At 64.1% G+C, this 21,948-nt stretch carries 22 protein-coding genes; 9 read left to right on the top strand and 13 right to left on the bottom strand.

From position 1 onward, the window contains the following. Positions 1-28: 28 nt before the first annotated feature. Positions 29-484 (top strand): hypothetical protein, encoded by a 456-nt coding sequence (locus WFP39_RS06000; protein WP_336918302.1) that lies wholly within the window; start codon positions 29-31, stop codon positions 482-484. A 33-nt stretch (positions 485-517) separates the two neighbouring features. Further along, entirely contained in the window at positions 518-1,705 is a 1,188-nt protein-coding gene (locus tag WFP39_RS05995; protein WP_336918375.1) for a cupin domain-containing protein, read from the top strand. 182 nt (positions 1,706-1,887) lie between these two features. On the opposite strand, the gene WFP39_RS05990 is transcribed toward WFP39_RS05995, so the two are convergent. The 8 genes from WFP39_RS05990 to WFP39_RS05955 form a co-directional block, all read right to left on the bottom strand. Next, entirely contained in the window at positions 1,888-2,694 is an 807-nt protein-coding gene (locus WFP39_RS05990; RefSeq protein ID WP_336918301.1) for a phosphoadenylyl-sulfate reductase, read from the bottom strand. After that, entirely contained in the window at positions 2,687-3,139 is a 453-nt protein-coding gene (locus WFP39_RS05985) for a DUF934 domain-containing protein (protein WP_336918300.1), read from the bottom strand. The genes WFP39_RS05990 and WFP39_RS05985 overlap by 8 nt, the downstream gene beginning before the upstream one ends. After that, the gene (locus WFP39_RS05980) at positions 3,132-4,766 is read right to left on the bottom strand and encodes a nitrite/sulfite reductase (protein ID WP_336918299.1); all 1,635 of its coding nucleotides are present in this window, start codon (positions 4,764-4,766) and stop codon (positions 3,132-3,134) included. Before WFP39_RS05980 ends, WFP39_RS05985 begins: the two co-directional genes overlap by 8 nt. Before the next feature lies 1 nt (position 4,767). Next, positions 4,768-5,067 (bottom strand): DUF2849 domain-containing protein, encoded by a 300-nt coding sequence (locus WFP39_RS05975; protein WP_336918298.1) that lies wholly within the window; start codon positions 5,065-5,067, stop codon positions 4,768-4,770. Continuing rightward, a complete protein-coding gene (gene cobA / locus WFP39_RS05970) occupies positions 5,064-5,822 on the bottom strand; it encodes a uroporphyrinogen-III C-methyltransferase (RefSeq protein ID WP_336918297.1) in 759 nt (252 codons plus the stop codon). Before cobA ends, WFP39_RS05975 begins: the two co-directional genes overlap by 4 nt. A gap of 78 nt (positions 5,823-5,900) precedes the next feature. Further along, the gene (locus WFP39_RS05965) at positions 5,901-6,908 is read right to left on the bottom strand and encodes a mechanosensitive ion channel family protein (protein ID WP_336918296.1); all 1,008 of its coding nucleotides are present in this window, start codon (positions 6,906-6,908) and stop codon (positions 5,901-5,903) included. Continuing rightward, a complete protein-coding gene (gene metC / locus WFP39_RS05960) occupies positions 6,905-8,158 on the bottom strand; it encodes a cystathionine beta-lyase (RefSeq protein ID WP_336918295.1) in 1,254 nt (417 codons plus the stop codon). Before metC ends, WFP39_RS05965 begins: the two co-directional genes overlap by 4 nt. Beyond that, a complete protein-coding gene (locus tag WFP39_RS05955; RefSeq protein ID WP_336918294.1) occupies positions 8,110-8,952 on the bottom strand; it encodes a sulfurtransferase in 843 nt (280 codons plus the stop codon). The genes metC and WFP39_RS05955 overlap by 49 nt, the downstream gene beginning before the upstream one ends. 81 nt (positions 8,953-9,033) lie before the next feature. On the opposite strand from WFP39_RS05955, the gene queF reads away from it, so the two are divergent. The 3 genes from queF to WFP39_RS05940 all read left to right on the top strand — a co-directional run bounded on the left by queF (position 9,034) and on the right by WFP39_RS05940 (position 11,259). After that, the gene (gene queF / locus WFP39_RS05950; protein WP_336918293.1) at positions 9,034-9,492 is read left to right on the top strand and encodes a preQ(1) synthase; all 459 of its coding nucleotides are present in this window, start codon (positions 9,034-9,036) and stop codon (positions 9,490-9,492) included. A 72-nt stretch (positions 9,493-9,564) separates the two neighbouring features. Then, the gene (locus WFP39_RS05945; RefSeq protein WP_336918292.1) at positions 9,565-10,866 is read left to right on the top strand and encodes a UDP-glucose dehydrogenase family protein; all 1,302 of its coding nucleotides are present in this window, start codon (positions 9,565-9,567) and stop codon (positions 10,864-10,866) included. Between the two features lie 54 nt (positions 10,867-10,920). Further along, positions 10,921-11,259, top strand: coding sequence for a hypothetical protein (locus WFP39_RS05940; protein WP_336918291.1), 339 nt, complete (start codon positions 10,921-10,923; stop codon positions 11,257-11,259). Positions 11,260-11,266: 7 nt separating this feature from the next. Here the strand turns inward: WFP39_RS05940 and WFP39_RS05935 are convergent, their stop codons facing one another. From WFP39_RS05935 to WFP39_RS05925, 3 genes are read right to left on the bottom strand one after another with little or no spacing between them, the layout of a single operon-like run. After that, a complete protein-coding gene (locus WFP39_RS05935; RefSeq protein WP_336918374.1) occupies positions 11,267-12,145 on the bottom strand; it encodes a hypothetical protein in 879 nt (292 codons plus the stop codon). Continuing rightward, positions 12,142-12,891 (bottom strand): hypothetical protein, encoded by a 750-nt coding sequence (locus WFP39_RS05930; RefSeq protein WP_336918290.1) that lies wholly within the window; start codon positions 12,889-12,891, stop codon positions 12,142-12,144. The genes WFP39_RS05935 and WFP39_RS05930 overlap by 4 nt, the downstream gene beginning before the upstream one ends. Beyond that, positions 12,888-14,204 carry a replication-associated recombination protein A gene (locus tag WFP39_RS05925; RefSeq protein WP_336918373.1) on the bottom strand — a complete coding sequence of 439 codons (1,317 nt, stop codon included), beginning with the start codon at positions 14,202-14,204 and terminating at the stop codon, positions 12,888-12,890. The genes WFP39_RS05930 and WFP39_RS05925 overlap by 4 nt, the downstream gene beginning before the upstream one ends. Positions 14,205-14,281: 77 nt before the next feature. Here WFP39_RS05925 and WFP39_RS05920 point away from each other — a divergent pair, with 77 nt between their 5' ends. Beyond that, positions 14,282-14,758: a hypothetical protein gene (locus WFP39_RS05920; protein ID WP_336918288.1), complete on the top strand. Its 477-nt coding sequence runs from the start codon at positions 14,282-14,284 to the stop codon at positions 14,756-14,758. Here the strand turns inward: WFP39_RS05920 and WFP39_RS05915 are convergent. Further along, positions 14,729-15,910, bottom strand: coding sequence for a glycosyltransferase family 4 protein (locus WFP39_RS05915; protein ID WP_336918372.1), 1,182 nt, complete (start codon positions 15,908-15,910; stop codon positions 14,729-14,731). The two genes, WFP39_RS05920 and WFP39_RS05915, sit on opposite strands and share 30 nt — an antisense overlap. Before the next feature lie 190 nt (positions 15,911-16,100). On the opposite strand from WFP39_RS05915, the gene WFP39_RS05910 reads away from it, so the two are divergent. Then, positions 16,101-16,598: a GlcG/HbpS family heme-binding protein gene (locus tag WFP39_RS05910; protein WP_336918287.1), complete on the top strand. Its 498-nt coding sequence runs from the start codon at positions 16,101-16,103 to the stop codon at positions 16,596-16,598. Between the two features lie 17 nt (positions 16,599-16,615). Here WFP39_RS05910 and typA read toward each other — a convergent pair whose 3' ends face one another. Next, positions 16,616-18,442, bottom strand: a complete 1,827-nt coding sequence (typA, locus tag WFP39_RS05905; RefSeq protein ID WP_336918286.1) for a translational GTPase TypA — start codon at positions 18,440-18,442, stop codon at positions 16,616-16,618. Positions 18,443-18,769: 327 nt separating this feature from the next. Between typA and WFP39_RS05900 the strand changes: the two genes are divergently transcribed. After that, positions 18,770-21,424: a TonB-dependent receptor gene (locus WFP39_RS05900; protein WP_336918285.1), complete on the top strand. Its 2,655-nt coding sequence runs from the start codon at positions 18,770-18,772 to the stop codon at positions 21,422-21,424. 121 nt (positions 21,425-21,545) lie between these two features. Beyond that, complete coding sequence (locus WFP39_RS05895) at positions 21,546-21,935, top strand: DUF805 domain-containing protein (RefSeq protein WP_336918284.1); 390 nt, start codon at positions 21,546-21,548, stop codon at positions 21,933-21,935. Positions 21,936-21,948 lie beyond the last annotated feature (13 nt).

The following is a 21,948-nucleotide window of genomic DNA, read 5'->3' as shown; positions in this document are numbered from 1 at the left end:
CTGGCAGCGCAATTTCGGGGGAATTTTCATGAGCAAGAAGACCAGCCGTGTGTCGCGGCGTTCGTTTGTGGGCCTCGTCACCGGTGCGGCAGCCAGCGCGTTCATCGCCGCGCCCGCCAAGGCACAGCAGACCGGCCGCACCGACAGCGATCCCAATGATTCGTCCGGCTATGGCCGCACCGGTGTTTCCGACAGCGATTCGGGTGACCGTGCGGGCTATGGCCGCACCGGCGTGACCGATGCCGATTCGAGCGACCGCGCCAGCTATGGCCGCGGCGGCAACCGCAGTGGCGGGGGCGGGTCTGGTATTTCGGATTCGGACAGCGGCACCAATGCGGATCGCGCAGGCAATGGTCGCGGCTCCAATACCGGCCGCACCGACAGCGATCCCAATGACGGCGTGGGCCGTGGTCGCACGGGCCTGACCGATGCGGACGACGCCGACCGGGCAGGCTATGGCCGGGGACGCGGCACCGGCCGTTAACGCGGCCGTCCGGCCTTAATCCCGGCACGCGTGATGCAGGACAGCGCAACGGATGGTAATCCAGGGTTGCTGGCGCGGTTGATCGCGCCGCTTTCCCCGGATGAGTTTTTCGCCCGCTATTACGAGAAGGCCTGGTATTGCACGCCTGCGCCGGTGGGCGAGTTTGCCGATCTGCTCACCATTGACCGGATCGACGAGATTCTGTCGGACAGCGAACTGCCCCCCGGCGCGATCAGCATGGCGCAGGCTGGCCGCAGTCTGCCGGCCGAGGAGTATCTCCATACTGGCGGCGCGGTCGATCGCGGCGCGGTGATCGACAATTTCCGCAATGGCGCCACCATCGTGCTGCCGCAGCTGCATTTTGCCGATGGCAAGCTTTATGCCTTTTGCCTGGGGCTGGAGCGCGATTTCGGCGCGCGTATCCAGACAAACATCTACCTTACCCCCACCAACGCGTCGGGCTTTGGTATCCATTACGACGACCACGATGTGCTGGTGCTGCAAATGGCGGGCGCCAAGAAGTGGGAAATCTACGGCCAGCGCGACGGACTTCCCTTTCGCGGTGAGAAGTTTTCGAGCGAGCGCGACGATCCCGGCCCCTTGCAGGCCGAGTTTGTGTTGAAGCCGGGCCAATGTCTCTATGTTCCGCGCGGGTTGTGCCACCGCGCCGCGAACGAAGGGGATGAGCCGAGCCTGCATATCACCATCGGGATTTTGGTGCAGACCTGGGCCGAATTCGTGCTCGAAGCCGTGGCGGAAGCCAGCCTGCGCATCCCGCAGATGCGCGAATCGCTGCCACGCTCGCTATTCCTTGACGAAAGTGCGCACGCGGCGAATGCGGCGATATTTCACCGGCTGATGGATCAGGTGCGCCAGCTTGCCAGTTTTGACGCAACGCGCGCGGCCATGGGCGGCAATTTCGTGCTGGGACAAGGCCCGCGTGTGCGCGGGGCGCTGACCACATTGGCGGGCGGGCTGGCGGAGGAGGACGTGCTGCGTGTACGGCCCGATACGCTGTACGCCATCGATCCTGCGGGCGAAGAGCCGCAATTGCGCATCGCAGAAACTGCCGTGGCGCTGGCGCCCGACCTTGCCCCGCAATTGCAGGCGCTGTTGGCGCGCGGCCAATTTGCGATGGTGGATTTCGCGGTGGAGGACCGTGCTGACCTGCGCGACACAGTGGAAACGCTGGTCGCCTATGGCCTGCTCGAACGCGGCTGACCTTCTCGCCGGATGATCGGTAAAAAATGGCCCGGTCGTTGCCGACCGGGCCTGAAAGGTTTTGGGAGAGGATGCCTGAAAGGCCTGATCCGTATGCAGGGCGCGCCTGATTCGGACAAACGCGATTACTGCATCACCTGTTGCATTTGACGCAACATAGCCCAGACACGGCCGCAGCCCGCTTACAGAAACGGCTCGTAACCGGGCGGCAATTCGGCGGGCTGGCTTGAATCGCTGGTCTTGCCATCGCCTGTGGGTGAGTGGATTCCGCATTCGGTCTTGTCCCAGCCGCGCCAGCGTCCGGCGCGCGGATCCTCGCCCGGTTTCACCACGCTGGTGCAGGGCGCGCAACCGACCGAGAGATAACCCTGCGCTTCCAGCGGATGGCGCGGCAGGTCGTGCGCGGCGAAATAGGCTTCCAGATCGTCCTTGGTCCAATCGCCCAGCGGGTTGATTTTCAGCCGCCCGTCCTCGATCTCGAACCGGGGCAGGTTGTGCCGCGTAACCGACTGGAACGCCTTGCGCCCTGAAATCCACGCATCCAGCCCCTGCTTGGCACGGGCAAGCGGTTCCACTTTCCGGATTTCGCAGCAGCCATCGGGGTCCCAGCTCCACCGCAGGCCGTTCTCGTCCTTGGCGGCGATGACCTCTGGCTGGGGTTGCACCACGCTGGAATTGGTCAACCCCAGCAGATGCGTCAGCGTGTCGCGATAGGCCAGCGTTTCGGGAAACATCTTGAGCGTATCGACGAAGATTACCGGCACGGCAGGATCGGCCTGGGCCACCAGATGCAGCAGCACCGCGCTTTCGGTGCCGAAACTGGAGACAACCGCCACCCGTCCGAGCTCGCCTGAGGCAAGCAGTTCGGCCAGCATCGCACCCGCATCCACCCCGGCAAAGCGGGCATTCAGGCGATCGGCGTCGGCCTGCACAAAGGCAGGGCCGGTGTTCATCACGTCGCGGGTGCGGGCAGCCGCCGTGTCAGCCATGCCGCAGTTTCCAGATGGGCACCCGGCCATCCGTGGTGGGTTGGTAGACTTGCGGCCAGGTGGCAAAGGCGGCGGCCACATCGGTTTCGTCCAGCGGCACGGCGGGGGCAAAGCTGTCAAACCCGCAGCGGCGCATGAAGGCGATCTGATCGACCAGCACATCGCCCACCGCGCGCAGTTCTCCGGTATAGCCCGCCTCGCGCAGAATGCGGGCGGAGGAATAGCCGCGTCCGTCGCCAAAGGTGGGGAAGTTCACTTCCACCAGCGCCAGCCGGTCCAGATGCGGCAGCAACGCGCGCGCATCGTCGCCCGGCTCGATCCGCACGGCGGCGGCGTTCGACTGGTCGAGGAAGGCGTCCACGGTGACTGCGGCGTGATCCACCTGCGCATCGCTGCGAAAGCGGAATTGCACCTCGTCTGCCCCGGTGCCGATTGCATCAGCCATAAAGCGCCTCCTTGAACGGATCCATGCCGATGCGGCGGTAGGTGTCGAGGAAGCGTTCCCCGTCCTGCCGGTGGGCCAGATAGACCTCGGTCGCCTTTTCCACCGCGTCCACAATGCCCGCCTCGTCAAAACCGGGCCCGGTGATCTTGCCGAGCGAGGTGTCTTCGGCCTCCGATCCGCCGATCAGCAGCTGGTAATTTTCTGTGCCCTTCTTGTCGACGCCAAGGATGCCGATATGGCCCGCATGGTGGTGCCCGCAGGCATTGATGCAGCCCGAAATCTTCAGCTTCAGTTCGCCGATCACATCGGCCTTGCCATTTTCGGCAAAGCGCTGCGAAATCTTCTGCGCCACCGGGATCGAGCGCGCATTGGCGAGGCTGCAATAATCAAGGCCGGGGCAAGCGATGATGTCGCCGATCCGGTCAAGGTTCGGCGTGCCAAGGCCGGCCGCTTCCAATTCGGTCCACAGCGCGTGCAGCTGGCCAATTTCAACATGCGGCAGCACGATGTTCTGCGCATGCGTCACGCGGCATTCGTCGAACGAATAATCCTTCGCCAGCCGCGCCATCAGGCGGATCTGGTCGGCGCTGGCATCACCCGGAATGCCGCCCACCGGCTTGAGGCTGATCGTGGCGGAGACATAGCCGGGCGCCTTGTGCGGATGCGTGTTGCGGTCCACCCACAGCGCGAAATCGGGGTCGTTGCGGTCGATGGCGGTCGGCAGGCCGGTCTTGAAAGCGGGATCGGCGAAATGGGCCTTGATCCGCTCCAGCTCGGCCAGCGGCGGTTCGATCCCCTGCGAAAGCAGATGGGCGAATTCCTCTTCCACCTGCCGCGCATACTCATCCTTGCCCAGTTCGTGGACCAGGATCTTGATACGCGCCTTGTACTTGTTGTCGCGCCGGCCATAGCGGTTGTAGACGCGAAGGCACGCCTCGGCATAGGTGATGAACTGATCGAGCGGCACGAAGTCGCGGATGCAGGGGGCCACCATGGGCGTGCGGCCCATGCCGCCGCCGACATAGAAGGCCGCGCCCAGTTCGCCCGCCTCATTGCGCACGATTTCCACGCCAATATCGTGCAGGCGCATCGCCGCGCGGTCGCGCTTGGATGCAATCACCGCAATCTTGAACTTGCGCGGCAGGAAACTGAATTCCGGGTGGAAGCTCGACCACTGGCGCATCAGTTCGGCATAGGGGCGCGGATCGACCAGCTCGTCTGCCGCAGCGCCCGCGAAATGGTCCGAACTGATGTTGCGAATGCAATTGCCGCTAGTCTGGATGGCGTGCATTTCCACGGATGCAAGGTCGGCCAGAATGTCGCCCGCATCTTCCAGCTTGATCCAGTTGTACTGGATATTCTGGCGCGTGGTGAAGTGGCCATAGCCGCGGTCATACTTGTCCGCGATATCGCCCAGCATGTGCATCTGTGCGGAACTGAGCGTGCCATAGGGAATCGCCACCCGCAGCATATAGGCGTGGAGTTGCAGATAGAGGCCGTTCATCAAGCGCAGCGGCTTGAACTGGTCCTCGGTCAGCTTGCCTTCCAGACGGCGGCGCGCCTGATCGCGGAATTCGGCCACGCGGGCATCGACCATGGCCTGATCGTATTGGTCATAACGGTACATGTCAGATCACCCAGTTGAGCGCGGCGGGATCGGCGGGCTTCCGCGTCAGGTCGGGCCGGACGGTGGGGCCCAGCGCACGGACGCGGTCCTTGATATGCGCGGGGCGCACGCTGCCATCCGGCTGCCGTTCGGCATCGATGGCATAGGCGGCATTGACGCGGCGCGCGGCGCTTTCGCGGCCCAGAATTTCGTCGGCTGCGTCGCCCACATCCACGGCATCATCCACATGAAGCGACCAGTTCTGGCCGTCCCACCAGGTGACCGCCCCGGTTTTCAGATCGTTTCCGGTCAGGATTTTCACTTCGCTTCTGCTCCCTCGGCAATTCGGGTTTGCGCCGTGCTGATGGCGGCGGTGACATCACCGATCACGATCAGCGCAGGGCTTTTGACCTTCTCGCGCGCGACCAGATCGGGCAGCGCGGCGAGCGGGCCGCGCAGCACGCGCATTTCCGGGCGCGCCGCGTTTTCGATCACGGCCACGGGCATGTCGGGGGCGAGGCCATCGGCCATCAGCTTTTCCGAAATCTGCGCGGCGGTGGATACGCCCATGTAAATCACCAGCGTGCGGCCTACGCCCGCAAGGCCCGCCCAGTTCTGATCGGACAGGCCCTTGCACTGGCCCGCCACGAAGCTGACGATGCTGGCATGGTCACGGTGGGTGAGCGGGATCTGCGCCGCGGCGGCGGCACCATTGGCGGCCGAAATGCCCGGCACCACTTCCACCCGCACCCCGGCGGCACGGGCGGCTTCCATTTCCTCGCCCCCGCGGCCAAAGATGAAGGGATCGCCGCCTTTCAGCCGCACCACATCCTGCCCCTTCAGCGCCTCGGCCACCAGCAGCGCGCAGATATCTTCCTGTGCCATAGTGTGGCGAGCGCGGGATTTTGCCACGCAGACCATCCGCGCATCGGGACGTGCCATGGCGAGGATTTGCGGATCGACCAGCCCGTCATGCACGATCAGCCTTGCGCGCGAAATCAGCCGCGCGGCGCGCAGCGTCAACAGGTCGGGCGAGCCGGGACCGGCCCCCACCAGATAGATCGTTCCGGATGTCATGGGCGGGAGATGCCGCCAAGGCCCCGCCGATGCCAGCGAGAATGCTTTGGGCAGGGGGTAGGTCAGCTTTAGTGTAAGCTATTCGGGCTTTTGCGCGCCCGACTTTGCCGCCCCGCTCACCGCTCCCAGCAGCGCCTGAAATGCCTCCCCGTCGCGCAGGTGAAGGTCGCGCTGCGGGAAGGGGATTTCGACCCCGTTTTCGCGGAACAGATGCCACACACGCTTGAGTACGTCAGAGCGGACATTGCTCATCCCTTCCTCCGGGTCGCTGATCCAGAAACGCAGCTCGAAATTGATCGAATTGTCGCCAAACCCCATAAGCAGCACGCGCGGTTCGGGCTGGGCCAGCACGCGCGGCACTTCGTCGGTCGCTTGCAAGAGCAGCTTTTCTACCAGTTCGATATCGCTGCCATAGGATACGCCCACCGGCGCTTTCACCCGTACATCGCGGCTGGAATAGGACCAGTTTTCGACCTGGTTGATCATCAGGTTCTCGTTCGGAATCAGGTATTCCTTGCGATCCCGCGTGATCATGGAAATGGCGCGGATGCCGATCTTGCGGATCTGGCCATAGGCCTCGTTGCCGCTTGTGTCGGTTACCGCGATCACATCCCCCGGCTTGATCGACTTGTCCATCAATAGGATGATCCCGGCGATCAGATTGCCGAAAGTCTTTTGCAGGCCAAAGCCGATGGCAAGGCCGAACGCACCCGAAAACACCGCGAGCGCGGTGAGGTCGATGCCCAGCATGTCGATGCCGATCAGGATCGCCAGCGCCCAGACGACGATGGAGACGAGCTTTTCCGCCAGCAATTGCTGCGAAGGGTCGAGGCGCGTTGCGCGGCTGAAAATGCGATTTGCCAGCTTCGCACCCAGCCGCGCGAACACCAGCACGGCCAGCAATACGGCAATAACTACCAGCACGCTCCAGACCGAAAAGCGCGTTTCGTTGAGCGTGAAGCCCCAGCTGTCGAGCAAGGTGATGATGTCGCCAATCGTGTTGCTTCGGCTGGCCACGGCATCGCGCAGCGCGTCGGCCCCGTCGAGCAGTTCGGGCGAGGACGTGGGAGCGGGACTGGTCGTCATTCGGCATCCATTGCGACAAAGGCTGCTTCCAGATCGGCAATCAGGTCGCCTGCATCTTCCAGCCCGATTGCCAGACGAACGCCCAGCCTGTCGTCCTTGTTCCAGCCGGCGGGGGGCCAGCTTGTCTCGCTGCGTGCACGCTGCGGATCGAAGGGGATGACAAGGCTTTCGAACCCGCCCCAGGAATAGCCGATGCCGAACAGGTTCAACGCGTCAATCAGGCGGGCGCGATGCGCGGGCGTCCGGCCTGTCAGCACGAAACTGAACAACCCGCAGCCGCCGGTGAAATCGCGCGCCCACAGATCGTGGCCCGGTGCGCCGGGAAGCAGCGGGCACAGCACATGCGCGACTTCGGGCCGACCCGCCAGCCACTGCGCCAAGGCAAGCGCACTGGCCGCGCCGCGCTCCAGCCTGAGGCCCATGGTGCGCAGGCCCCGCAGGGCCAGCGCGGCATCATCGGGCGAGACCACCAGCCCCAGCGCCTGCGCCTTGGCGCGCAGCCGGGGGTAAAGCTCCGGCCCTGCGCTGGCCGAACCCATCATCAGGTCGGAATGGCCGCCGACATGTTTGGTCAGGCTCATGATCGCGATATCGACGCCGTGGTGCAGCGCGGGGAAGCCAAGCGGCGTCGCCCAGGTGTTGTCGATCAGGCTGACTGCGCCGCGTTCCCGCGCCATGGCGGCCAGCGCGGGCACATCGCACACCTCCATCGTCAGGCTGCCGGGGCTTTCCAGCAGCACGGCCTTTGTCCGCTCGCAGAAACGCGCAGAAAATCCGGCGAGGTCGAGCGGATCGAAAAAGCGTGTCTCGATCCCGCAATCGGCCAGCAGGCTGCGCGCCATGGTGCGGCTGGGTTCATAGGCATTGTCGGACACCAACAGCACATCGCCCGCGCGCAGAACGGCCAGAACCGCGCCAGCAATCGCCGAAACCCCGCTGGGATAGAGCACCGTGCCCGCTGCTCCCGGCTCCATCTCGGTCAGCGCGCGGGCAAGCGCCCATTGCGTGGGCGCGCCGCGGCGGCCGTAATAGAATTCGCCGTCGCGGTCGGCCCGGCCTGCCGCCAGATCGGCGCAGTTTTCATACAGATGCGTGCTGCCGCGCCAGACGGGCGGGTTGACCACCGGCCCGGTCCATTCGGGCGCACGGCCCGCCTGCACCAGCCGCGTGGCGGGCGAGAGGTTGTCCGGCTTGCCCGACTTCACCGCGCCGGGCCTGTTTCCACCGGCAAGGCAGGATCGGCGCCCCATTCGCTCCAGCTGCCGTCATACAGCGCGACATCGTGCTTGCCCGCCTGTTCCAGCGCCACCATCAGCACCGCGGCCGTTACCCCCCCGCCGCAAGTGGTCACGATCGGCTGTGCCAGGTCGACCCCGGCGGCCTGAAACACGGCGCGGATTTCGGCGGGCGATTTGTAGGTGCCGTCTTCGTTCAGCACTTCGTCGAACACCACATTGCGCGATCCCGGAATGTGGCCGCTGGCAATTTCGGGGCGGAAATCGGGCATTTCGCCGGTGAAGCGGGCGGCGTGGCGGGCATCCACCACCTGCTCTGCGCGCGAATCGATATTGGCCAGCATATCGGCTTTGAAGCGCACAGGGGCGGGGCCGGTGCCGGGCATGTGCTCCACCGGAGCAACGGAGGGCGTTCCACTTTCCAGCGGGCGGCCTTCGGCGCGCCATTTGCCAAGGCCACCGTCGAGGATGGCGACCTGCATCCCGTGCATCCGGCAAATGAACCAGGCGCGTGCGGCGGTCTTGATATAGCTGTCATCATACACCACCACCCGCGCCCCCGCAGGCACGCCAAGCGCGCCCATGCGCTGCGCAAACTGCGTCGCCGTGGGCAAAGCGGAAGGGACGGGCGAATCCGGATCGTAGAAGCTGGGCAGATCAAGGAAACGCGCGCCGGGGATGTGCCCTGCGGCAAAATCGGCCGCCGGATCGCGGCCCGCATCGGGCAGATGGGCCGAGGCATCGAGGACGAAAAGGTCGGCCGCGCCCAGATTGTCGGCCAGCCAATGGGTAGAGACGAGGTTTTCCATGATGCGCACGTTAGGGGAAGCGACCGCGCGGGACAATGCACCTGCTTGCCAGATCGGCTGCAAGGCGGCATCAGGCGCGGCATGATAAACAGCACGACGCCCAAGTTCCTCGGCCAGCAGACCGGCCTGCCTGCCTCTCCCGACGAAGCGGTGCTGGATTATGTGCCCAATCCGCGCGCCGGGGCGCTGTTCCTGGTGCGCTTTGCTGCGCCCGAATTCACCAGCCTGTGCCCGGTGACGGGGCAGCCTGATTTCGCGCATCTGGTGATCGATTACGCACCGGGCGAGACGATCGTCGAATCCAAGAGCCTCAAGCTCTTTCTCGGCTCGTTCCGCAACCATAACGGCTTTCACGAGGATGTGACCGTGGGCATCGGCCAGCGCCTGTTTGCCGAGATGCAGCCGCGCTGGCTGCGCATCGGCGGATACTGGTATCCGCGCGGCGGCATCCCGATCGACGTGTTCTGGCAATCCGGCCCTGCGCCCGACGGGCTTTGGCTTCCCGATCAAGGCGTTGCGCCATATCGCGGGCGCGGCTGAGGGGCGCATCGGCCAAGGCTTGCCCGCCGGCTGACCACTGGCTAGACCGCAGCCAAGGAAGGGGTTTCATCCATGCATATCGTGATGATCGGGACGGGCTATGTCGGCCTTGTTTCGGGGGCCTGCTTTGCCGATTTCGGCCACCACGTCACCTGCGTGGACAAGGACCGGGCGAAGATCGACGCGCTGCTGGACGGGCGCATCCCGATTTTCGAGCCGGGACTGGATGATCTGGTCGCCAGCAATGTGGCCGCCGGGCGGCTGAAATTCACGCTCGATCTCGCTGACGTCCTGCCGCAGGCGGATGCTGTGTTCATTGCGGTGGGCACGCCCAGCCGCCGCGGCGATGGCCATGCCGACCTCTCCTATGTCTATGCCGCGGCCGAGGAAATGGCCCCGCTCCTGCGCGACGGGGCGGTGGTGGTGGACAAATCCACCGTTCCCGTGGGTACGGGGGATGAGGTGGAGGCGATCATCCGCAAGGCGCGTCCCGATCTCCATTTCTCGGTGGCGTCCAATCCCGAGTTCCTGCGCGAAGGCGCGGCGATTGACGATTTCAAGCGGCCCGACCGCGTGGTGATCGGCGTGAATGACGAGCATGCCGAACGCGTGCTGCAAGCGATCTACCGCCCGCTGACCCGCAACGAAGCGCCGATCCTGGTGATGAGCCGCCGGGCGGCGGAGCTGACGAAATATGCCGCCAATGCTTTCCTCGCGACCAAGATAAGCTTCATCAACGAAATTGCCGATCTGTGCGAGAAGGTGGGCGCGGATGTGCGCGATGTGGCGCGCGGCATCGGCAGCGACACCCGCATCGGCGCGCGTTTCCTGCAACCCGGACCCGGTTATGGCGGATCGTGCTTCCCCAAGGATACGCTGGCGCTGCTCAAGACCGGGCAGGATTACGCCGCCCCGCTGCAGATCGTCGATGCGGTGGTGAAGGTAAACGCGCAGCGCAAGCAGGCGATGGGCGGCAAGGTGATCGCTGCGCTGGGCGGCGAAACGCAAGGCAAAACGGTTGCCCTGCTGGGCCTGACCTTCAAGGCCGATACCGACGACATGCGCGATTCCCCTGCGATCGACATTGCCGCATCCTTGCAGGCGGCGGGCATTACGGTGCGCGCTTACGACCCGGAAGGCATGGAGACCTCGAAAGCGGTGATCGACGGGCTGGTGTATTGCAAGGACAGCTATGACGCGCTGACCGGGGCGGATGCGGCGGTGATCGTCACCGAATGGGATGCGTTCCGCGCGCTCGACCTTGCGCGGGCCAAACGCCTGATGGCCAATCCGCTGCTGGTCGATCTGCGCAATCTTTACAGCCGCAAGGATGTGGAGCGGCATGGTTTCACCTATGTCGCGGTGGGGCGCTGACCGGGCGCGCACGCGTTTAGCAATTTGTTTGCTTGTCCGTGGCAAAGATCGCGCATGATCTTTGCCAAACGCTCCCACACGCTTGCCTTCGGGGCCGCCATTGTGGCGATGGTGGCCTTTATCGCCGACCGCGACGGCGCGATCAGCGCGCTGGCGTCGCAGCCGCATGAAGATCCGGGCATGAGCGCGGAGGCTCCTGCTGAAGTGGCCGAAGCCCCGCCAGTGGTCGAGGAAGCGCCGATGGTGTCGGACGATGCGGCCTTTGCGGATGAGGTGGAGATGGACGAGCCGTTCGGCACCGAGGAATTCGATCCCATGCCCGACAATATGGGCGAGGACATCTACAACCCGGATGACGGGGCATTCGGCACGGAGCCTTCGGGCGACTGGTAAAGCCTGCCTACATCACGCCAAATGTCCACCCTTCGGTCTGCGCAATCTGCGGGGTCAGGCGCAGGGGCGTCCATAATTCGGGTCGATGGGCACGGGTGCGCAGCCATGCGGCAGTGAGCAGCGCATCGGTCGAATGGTCGTCCATCGCCCCGCTGCCTGTGACAGGCGGGCTTCCCAGATTGGCGAGCGCGGTGTTCAGTTCTTCCACGCTGCGCATCTTGCTGCGCCCCGCGCTGCGCCCGGCGGCCAGCGCGGCAATCGTCGTGTATATTTCGACCACCAGCGATGATCCGGCGGCGGAAGGCAGCGGGTCGATCGGCCAGACGGGCAAATGTCCGCGCAGCCGGTTGAGCATCCGCATCCCCGTCAGGCTGGATTTGCCCACTTGCGCCGCGCCCACCAGGTTGAAGTTGGAGTAGGGTTTGCACCCCTGCAATTCCTGCGCCTGTTCGGCCACGCGGAACCGGCCCCGGCCACCGCCGAAGGCATCGCCCTCGCGCCCGCCATGGCGGCGGAAATGGCGGCTGGCTTGCGGGTGGTCGACAAGGCTGCTGGCGGCCAGATGCGGATCGCGCGCGCAGATATCGTCCACCAATTGCCACAAGGCCTGTGCATCGCGGGGGCTTTTCTCCCAGCCGGGGAAATAGGCGCCCCGGTCGGCAAAGGGCAGGGCAATGCCCAGATCGAGGCCCACCAGCGTGCCATCCGGCAAATCATCGCGCAGCAAGGTCAGCACATCTTGCCGCGACCAGCCCTTGTCTCTCTTCAGCAGCAGCGGTGGCCCGCCAGCGTCATCGGCCATTGCCACGGCAATCGCGCGGTGGCGTTCCCCCACCGCGCCCGACCAGTCCACGGCGATGAAACGGGAAAAGCGCGGCGGTGTTATGGGCAGCTTCCCTTGGCGATATTCCAGCCTGCGTTTTCGGTCGCGAAGAACGCGTCACGCGGGGCGGCGGGATCCACAAAGCGCGCGGCGCTGATGTTCACGCAGGTCTCACCCTCCCAGCCTTCGATGCGGAAGTCATCGTAATCGTGCCACGGCCAGTTCGCACCCAGTCCGTCGGGCAGGCGGTGCAATTCGGCAAGGCCCACCTGGTCCACGCGCCAGACCACGAAGTTTTCCAGCCCGCCAAAACCCGATTGCGTGATCTGGATCGCGGCCAGCCGCTGCGCCGAGGGGGAGAAGGCCGGCATTTCACCCGTTTCCACCACTTGCCCGCCGCCGCTTCGATCGAACAGGAACGTGCCGAACGCCTCAAACGCTCCCCAGGGCAGTGCCAGGAACCGGTTGCCCTGAAGCATTTGCCCGTCTCCCAGATTAAGCAGCCAACTGGCATCCTGGCAGACCTGCCCGCCGCCCAGCGTGGTGACGGCCAGATTGGTCTGGTCAGTGGCAGCGATGGCGGAGAGCGCGGGCGCGATTACCAGCGGGTCGGTGCGTGGGCCAAATTCGTCCTCGTTATAGGCATATTGCGGCGGCGGGCAGGAACCCGGATCGGGCCGGGCCAGCGCCGCGACCAGTGTTTCGCTGTCGGCATCGCTTTCACCCGCATCGGGCGGCGACACATCGCCACAGGCAGCAAGAATTACCATCCCGGCAAGCGTGGAGGCAAAGGGCCAAATCCGCGTCATCTTCGTTCCTTTCGCAGGCGATCCCAGTAATCGAGGCGCTTGCGCACCTCACGTTCGAACCCGCGTTCAACCGGCTCGTAAAAAGTCTGTGGCGGCAGATTGTCCGGCCAGTAATTGTCGCCCGAAAAGCCTTCGGGCGTGTCGTGATCGTAGGTGTAGCCTTTGCCGTAGCCCAGCTTCTCCATCATCCCCGTCGGCGCGTTGACGATGTTCATCGGCGGCATCAGGCTGCCGGTTTCCTTCGCGGCCTTCCACGCCGCTTTCTGCGCCATATAGGCCGCGTTCGATTTGGGCGCGACCGCGATATAGAGGCAGGCCTGCACCAGCGCCAATTCGCCTTCGGGACTGCCGAGAAAGCGGTAGGCCTCCATCGCGGCCATGCATTGCGGCAAGGCCTGCGGATCAGCCAGACCAATATCTTCCACCGCCATGCGGACAAGGCGGCGGGCGAGGAACAGCGGGTCTTCGCCTGCGACCAGCATCCGCGCCATGTAATACAGCGCCGCCTGCGGATCGCTGCCGCGCACCGCCTTGTGCAGCGCGGAAATGAGGTTGTAATGCCCTTCGCGATCCTTGTCGTACACCGCCACGCGGCGTTGCAGGAACTGGCCGAGCGCGGCCGGATCGAGCGGGGCGTCGAGCCGCGCGGAGTAGATCGTTTCGGCCTGGCCCAAGAGGAAACGCCCATCCCCGTCGGCACTGGCCACCAGGGCGGCGCGCGCTTCTGCCGTGAGTGGCAAAGGGCCTTCCAGCGCCTCGGCCCGGTCAAGCAGGTTTCCGAGCGCGGCATCGTCCAGCCGTTTGAGCACCAGCACCTGCGCTCGGCTGAGAAGCGCGGCGTTGAGTTCAAAGCTGGGATTTTCCGTTGTCGCCCCCACCAGCGTGACGGCGCCGCTTTCGACATAGGGCAGGAAGCCGTCCTGCTGCGCGCGGTTGAAGCGGTGGATTTCGTCCACGAACAGCAGCGTCCTGTGCCCGGCGCGGCGTGCATCTTCTGCTGCGGCGAATACCTTGCGCAGATCGGCCACGCCCGAAAACACCGCGCTGACCGCAGCGTAACGCATCCCCGTGGCCGCGGCGAGCAGGCGGGCGATGCTCGTCTTTCCGGTGCCCGGCGGCCCCCACAGGATCATGCTCGACAATCGCCCGGCAGCCACCATCCGCCCGATCGCGCCATCGGGACCGGTCAGATGATCCTGTCCGATCACCTCGCCAAGGCTCCGCGGGCGCAGCCGGTCGGCAAGGGGCGCGTCCGCCGCTGGCGAAAGGTCAGCCGCAGCGGACGCGGGATCAGGGGCGAAAAGGTCATCCATCTTGCCCGTCAGATAGGCCGGGGCAAGGCGGATTGCCAAGCGCGCAGATCGGGCGCATCCTTGCACCGCCGAGAGGAATGGAGGGCCACCGCGTGTCAGCCGAGGAAGATCACATCCCGGTGCCTTGGCACCTGTGGGTCGTGGGCACGCTGGCGCTGCTGTTCACGATGATGGGCGCCTATGACTACGTCATGTCGCAGACGGGCGACCGCGCCTATATGGAAGCGATGGTGAAGCCCATGGGTCTCGATATCGACGTGGCTGTTGCCTATTTCTCCGGCTTTCCATTCTGGGCCGATGCGGTGTGGGCGATCGGCGTATGGGGCGGGGTCGCAGGTGCGGTGCTCCTGTTGCTGCGGCGCGCGGTGGCTTACCCCATGCTGCTGCTGTCGCTGGCGGGATTGGTGCTGTCCAATGCTTATGCCGTCGCCAATCCGGTGCCAGGCATGACGGATAGCGTTGCAACCTATGCCACGGTTGCCATCGTGTTTGCCCTCATGCTGGGTCTGGCCCTGTATGCCCGGTCAATGCGCCGCTTGGGCGTGCTGCGCTGAGGGGGCAGGCTGCCGCTGCGCGATGAGCCGCAGATAGGTGCGCGCCACCGTGGCGTTGATGGCATCCCATGAATAATCCCGGCTGCGCGTCTCGCCAGCGGCCCCGTGCGTGCTGCGCAGTGACGGATCGGCGCAATAGGCGGCAACCGCATCGGCAAAGGCCGGGATATCGCCCGGTTCAACCAGCATTCCGGTAATCCCGTGCACCACAAGGCTGGTGGAGCCGGTCGCACGCGCCGCCACCACGGGGATGCCGCTGGCCATGGCTTCCAGCGTCACATTGCCGAATGTCTCGGTTATGGAAGGGTTGAGCAGCAGGTCCATGCTGGCCACCGCACGGCCCAGATCGGCGCCGCCCTGAAAACCGGTGAACACCGCGTCTGGCACGGTCTGTTCAAAAAAGGCGCGCGCCGGGCCTTCGCCGACCACCAGCACCTTGTGCGCCACGCCGCGCCGCTTCAGTTCCTCCAGCGTGGCGCCAAAGACATCCAGCCCCTTTTCCATCACCAGCCGGCCCAGAAAGCCAACCGCCACATCGCCATCGGCAATCCCGTGCGCGCGGCGCCATTCCGGATCGCGGCGGGAAGGATCGAATATCGTCCGGTCCACCCCGCGCGACCAGATCGAGATATCGCTGCCCATGCCCTGTTCGCGCAGCACCTGCACCATGCTTTCCGACGGCGCGACCAGCGCATCGCAGCGCCGGTAAAAGCGGCGCAGGATTGCCTCCACCCACGGCTCCATGAAGCCCAGATTGTAATAACGCGGATAGGTTTCAAAGCGCGTGTGCACGCTGGTCAGCACGGGCAGGCCGCGTTTCCGCGCCCATGTCAGCGCGCGGTGACCTGCCACATCGGGGCTGGCGATATGCAGGATATTGGGTGCAAACCGCTCCAGATCGGCCTTGGCTTCGGCGGAAAATCCAAGCGAAAACCGGTATTCCCCGCGCCCCGGAACAGGCAGGTTGGGCAAGCCGACCAGATCGCCGGTAGGCGGAAAGGCTGGATTTGCCACTTTGGGTGAATAGACGCGCACGCACGCGCCCTGGCGCAGCAGGAAGTCCACCAGCCTGTTCAGCGCCTGATTGGCTCCGTCGCGGACATAATTGTAATTGCCGCTGAACAAGGCCACGCGCAGATCGCTCATCTCCATGGCTGGCCCATAGGGCAGGCTTCGCCCGATTGCGAGAGGGGCGATGGCGGAGCGGTGCAAAATCACTGCCGACAGAGCGGGAGCGGTCTTTCGCGCGGCGGCAAATGCGCCCAGTTTCATGGGGTTGTGGTTGAGGCGGCTCTCTCTATGCTGTCACAACTGGGTTACAGTCGGAAAGGGAACTGCCACAATGTCCATGTCACCACGGGCCGGCGCCCGCTGGCTTGCGATGCTGGCCTTTGGCACCGTCGCCAATGCTGCCAACGGCCCGGTCGCCGCGCAAACGCTGCGCCCGGTGCTGGATTATGCCAATGCCGCGACGATCCGGGACACCTGCCTGGCCTTTGCCGCAGAGCGCGGCCTCAATGTGGCGATTGCGGTTTATGATGCGGCGGGGCGGTTGATGGCCTATGCCCATATGGACGGTGCGCCCACTGCGGTGGGCGATTATGCGCAGTGGAAGGGGCGCTCTGCCGCTACCATTCATGTCGCGTCGAAAGATACGGCCAATTGGGGGCCGGGCGCGCCGCCCCCCGGTCTTGCGACCTGGGAAGGGGGTGTGCCCTTCTTCACCGCCGATGGCTCCCCGCTGGGCGGGGTGGGCGTATCGGGAGCATCAAGCGCAGAGGACAGCGCCTGCGGCGAAGCGGGTATTGCCGCCGCAGGATTGCTGTCGCAAAGGCCGTAAGGCCGCGTCCTGGCAGCTTACGCCGCTTCGACCTTGCGCTTGTGACGCTTGCGCTCGTGCGGGTCGAGATGCACCTTGCGCAGGCGGATCGACTGCGGTGTAACCTCCACCATCTCGTCCTCGTCGATATAGGCAATCGCCTGTTCCAGCGTCATCACCCGCGGCGGGGTCAGACGGATCGCGTCATCCTTGCCGCTGGCGCGGAAATTGGTGAGCTGCTTGGACTTGAGCGGGTTGACTTCCAGATCTTCGGGCTTGGCGTTTTCCCCGATGATCATGCCCTGATACAGCTTGGTGCCCGGTTCGATGAACAACTCGCCGCGTTCTTCCAGTGCGTTGAGCGCGTAGGGCACGGCATCACCCGTTTCCATCGATATCAGCACGCCGTTTTGCCGCCCTTCGATACGGCCCTTGTAGGGGCCATACTTTTCGAACAATCGGTTCATGATGCCCGTGCCGCGCGTGTCCGACAGGAATTCGCCGTGATAGCCGATCAGGCCGCGCGACGGGGCTGAGAAGGTGATGCGGGTCTTGCCGCCGCCGCTGGGGCGCATGTCGGTCAGCTCGGCCTTGCGCAGCGCCATTTTCTCCACGACCGTTCCCGAATATTCGTCGTCCACGTCGATCACGACGGTTTCGTACGGTTCGGTGCGGTTGCCGTTTTCGTCAGTGCCGAAAATCACGCGGGGGCGCGAAATGCCCAGTTCGAACCCTTCGCGGCGCATGGTTTCAATGAGCACGCCCAGCTGCAATTCGCCGCGGCCGGCGACTTCGAAGCTGTCCTTGTCCTCGCTCTCGGTCACGCGGATGGCGACATTCGATTCCGCCTCGCGCTCCAGCCGGTCGCGGATCATGCGGCTGGTGACCTTGCTGCCTTCGCGCCCGGCCAGCGGGCTGTCGTTCACGGCAAAGCGCATGGACAGCGTGGGCGGATCGATCGGCTGCGCCTGAAGCGGTTCGGTCACCGACGGGTTGGCAATGGTGTTCGCCACGGTTGCCACGGCAAGGCCGGCAATCGACACAATATCGCCTGCCTTCGCTTCGTCGACCGGCACGCGTTCCAGCCCGCGAAAGGCGAGCAGCTTGGACGCGCGGCCCGTTTCCACCACCTTGCCCGACGAATCGAGCGCGTGGATCGGATCGTTTACCTTGATCGAACCGGAGGCGACCTTGCCAGTCAGGATGCGGCCCAGGAAATTGTCCCGATCCAGCAGCGTCACAAGGAACTTGAACGGTCCGTCCTCGTCCGCGCTGGGCGGGGGGACATGGTCGACGATTTTCTGGAATAGCGGGGTCAGCGTGCCTTCGCGCAGGGTCGGGTCTTCATTGGCATAGCCGTTGCGGCCAGAGGCATAGAGCACGGGGAAATCGAGCTGTTCGTCATTCGCCTCAAGGCTGACGAACAGGTCGAACACCTCGTCGAGCACTTCCTGAATCCGCTCATCCGGGCGGTCGATCTTGTTGACCACCACGATGGGGCGAAGGCCGAGGCTGAGCGCCTTGCCGGTGACGAACTTGGTCTGCGGCATCGCGCCTTCGGAGCTGTCCACCAGCAGGATAACCCCATCCACCATCGACAGGATACGCTCTACCTCGCCGCCGAAATCGGCGTGACCGGGCGTGTCGACGATGTTGATACGCGTGCCTTCCCATTCCACGCTGGTGCACTTGGCCAGGATGGTGATCCCGCGTTCCTTTTCGAGATCGTTCGAATCCATCGCCCGTTCCTCGACCCGCTGGTTGTCGCGGAAAGTGCCGGATTGGCGGAACAACTGGTCGACCAGAGTGGTCTTGCCATGGTCAACATGGGCGATGATCGCCACATTGCGAAGGGGCGCGGACATAGAATAGCCTTTGGATAGTTTGGCCGCGGGCGAACATGCGTGCTGCACCTGCGAAGTTTCCCGCGCGCCTTAGACGACACGGGCCGACAGGGCAAGGCACTGTGCCAATGTGCCCAACATGCGGCGCAAACCGTTGCTGCAACGCAATATTTCCCCGAAATGTGGCCCATTTGCTACAGGCGCGGTTTCAATCGCAACTGTTTTGAACAAGGTTGAGCGGTTAACGATTGCGTTAACGCGCAGGTGCGGCGTATCCAGAGCGGGAGCACAACCGGTGCACCAGAGCCCAGAGGGCCTGCCGGAGGTGTGAGGGAGATGGAGATACCCATGAATAACCGCCCTTCCGGCATGTCCGGACACGCGCGCTCGCTCCTTTGCGGGGTCGCCGCCATTGCCATTGCCCTGCCTGTTGTCTCCCACGCGCAAGAAGCGCCGCAGGAGCAGGCTGCCAGCGGCAATATGATTATCGTCACCGCTACCAAGCGTGAGACCACGCTGCAGGAAACGCCGGTCGCCGTCAGCGTTACCACCGCCGAAACGCTGGAACGCGAACAGATCCGCGATCTGCGTGATCTGCAGGCCGTTGTGCCATCGCTGCGGGTCAGCCAGCTGCAAAGCTCGGCCAATACCAATTTCATCATCCGCGGCTTTGGCAACGGCGCAAACAATGCCGGCATCGAACCATCGGTGGGCGTGTTCGTGGACGGCGTCTATCGCAGCCGCACGGCGGCGCAGATCAACGATCTGCCCAATGTCAGCCGGATCGAAGTGCTGCGCGGCCCGCAATCGACGCTGTTCGGCAAGAACGCGTCGGCCGGTGTCATTTCGCTTGTCACCTCGGCCCCGTCCTTCACGCCCGAAGGCTCGCTCGAAGTATCCTATGGCAATTTGGATGCGACCGTCGTGCGCGCCTATGCCAGCGGCCCGCTGAGCGACAGTTTCGCAGTCAGCCTGGCGGGCGGTATCAACCAGCGCGACGGCTACAATATCGACACGGCCAGCAACAGCCGCACGAACGAGCGTGACCGCTGGTTCGTACGCGGCCAGATGCTGTATGACAACGGCAACAACCTGCGCGCCCGCATCATTGCCGATTACGACAAGATGGACGAGAATTGCTGCGGCGTGGTCAACGTCCAGCGCTCGCCCGCCTCGGCCGCCATTCTGGCGCTGGGCGGCCAGTTGAACGACCCGAACGATCCCTTTGCCAACCTTGTCTACAACAACTTCCCCTCGACCAACGAGATCGAGAATTACGGCGTGTCAGCGCAGCTCGATTTTGAACTGGGCGGCAATTTCACGCTGACCTCGATCTCGGCCTACCGCGAGAATAACGGGCAATACGATCAGGACGTGGATTTCACCTCGCTCGACCTGCTCCAGCGTTTCCAGACGCAGAACCTGGAAACCTACACGCAGGAACTGCGCCTGGCGGGTGAAATCGGCCCGGCTTCGTTTCTGGGCGGCCTGTTCTACTTCCGCGAGAAGATCGAGGAAGACCAGACGGTGGCCAAGGGAACCCGTTTCCGCAATTTTGCCGACCTGTCGGCAGGCGGCAACGGCACGGGCAGCACGGTTACTTTCCTCGAACAGACGATTGGAGCGCTTTACGGGAATCCGACCCAGTTTCTGGGCACTTTCGGTTCCGCGGGCCTTGCCGAAACGGGCGAGTTCTTCCTGCGCAACAACGCGCTGTCGCTGTTCGGCCAGGTCGATTTCGAAATCGCCACCGGTCTGGTGCTGACGCTGGGCGCGAACTACACGATGGATCGCAAGCGGGCGGTGACCGATTACCAATCGACCGACGTGTTCTCGAACATCGATCTGGTGGATGCCGGCTTCCGGGCGATCCGTGCGCAGACCATTGCCACAGTTGTCGGCCAGCAGCTGGGCCTCGATCCGGGCGTGCTTGCCACGCAGGACCAGATCAATGCCTTTGCCGCCAGTATCGGGCTGGTGAACTTCAACAACCTGATCGTCGTTCCGGCAACGGCCTTTGCCACCACCAATTCGACCAATCCCGCCGTCAATCCCTTCCTGGTGGGGCGGCCGTTGCAACTGTTCCCCCGCTTCATCAACATCCCCAACGCGGTGGAAGACGGGCGCACGCGCGACAATGATCTGGCTTACACGATCCGGCTTGCCTATGATATCAGCCCTGACATCAACGTCTATGCCAGCTATGCGACGGGCTTCAAGGCAAGCTCGTTCAACCTTGGCCGTGACAGCCGCCCGCTGGCAAGTGATCTGGCGGCGGTGCAGGCGCTTAACCCCACCTTCAACAACCAGGTATCGGGCAGCCGCTTTGCCGGGCCGGAAGAATCCAAGGTCATCGAACTGGGCTTCAAGGGCAATTGGGACATTTTCTCGATGAATCTGACCGGTTTCCGGCAGGACATTGACGGTTTCCAGTCGAACATCTTCACCGGCACCGGCTTCCTTTTGTCCAATGCAGGCAAGCAGCGGACCTGGGGCGTGGAGCTGGAAAGCATGGTCAACCCGATCGAGCCGCTAACGCTGAACTTCGCCGCCACATGGCTCGACCCGACCTATGTCAGCTTCCCGCTCTCCTCGATCGGTGATCTGACCGGCACCAAGCCGGCCGGCATTCCCGAATGGACGATTGTGCTGGGCGCGCAGTGGGAACAGGATCTGGGCAATGGCGACGTGTTGATAGCCAACACCACCTTTTACCACGAAAGCAACACGCAGGTGATCGAAGGCCTGCCGGGCTTCCTCGCGGGCGGGCAGGCGGCGGCGATTGCCGCGGCGGCTCCGTTCCAGCGGCAGGTGGACGAATTGTCGGCATCGCTGACCTACCAGTTCACCGACCTGGGCCTCGACCTGACCGTGTGGGGCCGCAATCTGACGAACGACCGCTATTTGCTGTCCCTGTTCGATTCGCCCGGCCAGCCGCGCTCGATCTCCGGCTATCCCAACCAGCCGCGCACATATGGCGTGACGGCGCGCAAGAAGTTCTGATCCGCGCGCATCTGGATATTGACACGGGGAAGGGGGCCAGCGCGGCCCCCTTTTTCGTTTGCCATGTTTATGCCGTTATGATCCCTTTTAATCCCAAGGGTTAAGCAAGAGGGGGATTGTCATGGAATGGATGTTGATGCCGCTGCGGCGCTATGCCGATTTTTCGGGGCGTTCGCGGCGCAAGGAATATTGGATGTTCGTGCTGGGCGCGATCATCGTGGCGCTGGTGATTGGTGCAATCGAAGGGCTGCTGGGCATCAACCAGATGATCGGCGGCACATACGGCCCGCTCAGCCTGCTGTTCGTGCTGGCAATCATCATCCCCGGAATTGCCGTGCAGGTTCGTCGCTTTCACGATCAGGACCGTTCGGGCTGGTTCGTGCTGCTGGGCTTGATCCCGTTCGTGGGTTCCATCGCCGTGCTGGTGTTCATGTGCCTGGAGGGCACGCGGGGGGACAACCGTTATGGTCCCGATCCCAAAGGGCAGGCGCCGGTCGATACCTTCTCCTGATCGCGGATCGGCG

This window comes from Alteraurantiacibacter lauratis, assembly GCF_037154155.1.
GTDB classification, from domain to species: Bacteria; Pseudomonadota; Alphaproteobacteria; order Sphingomonadales; family Sphingomonadaceae; genus Alteraurantiacibacter; species Alteraurantiacibacter lauratis.
The sequence above is the reverse complement of the archived record's forward strand: the minus strand, read 5'-3'. Positions and strand labels throughout refer to the sequence as shown.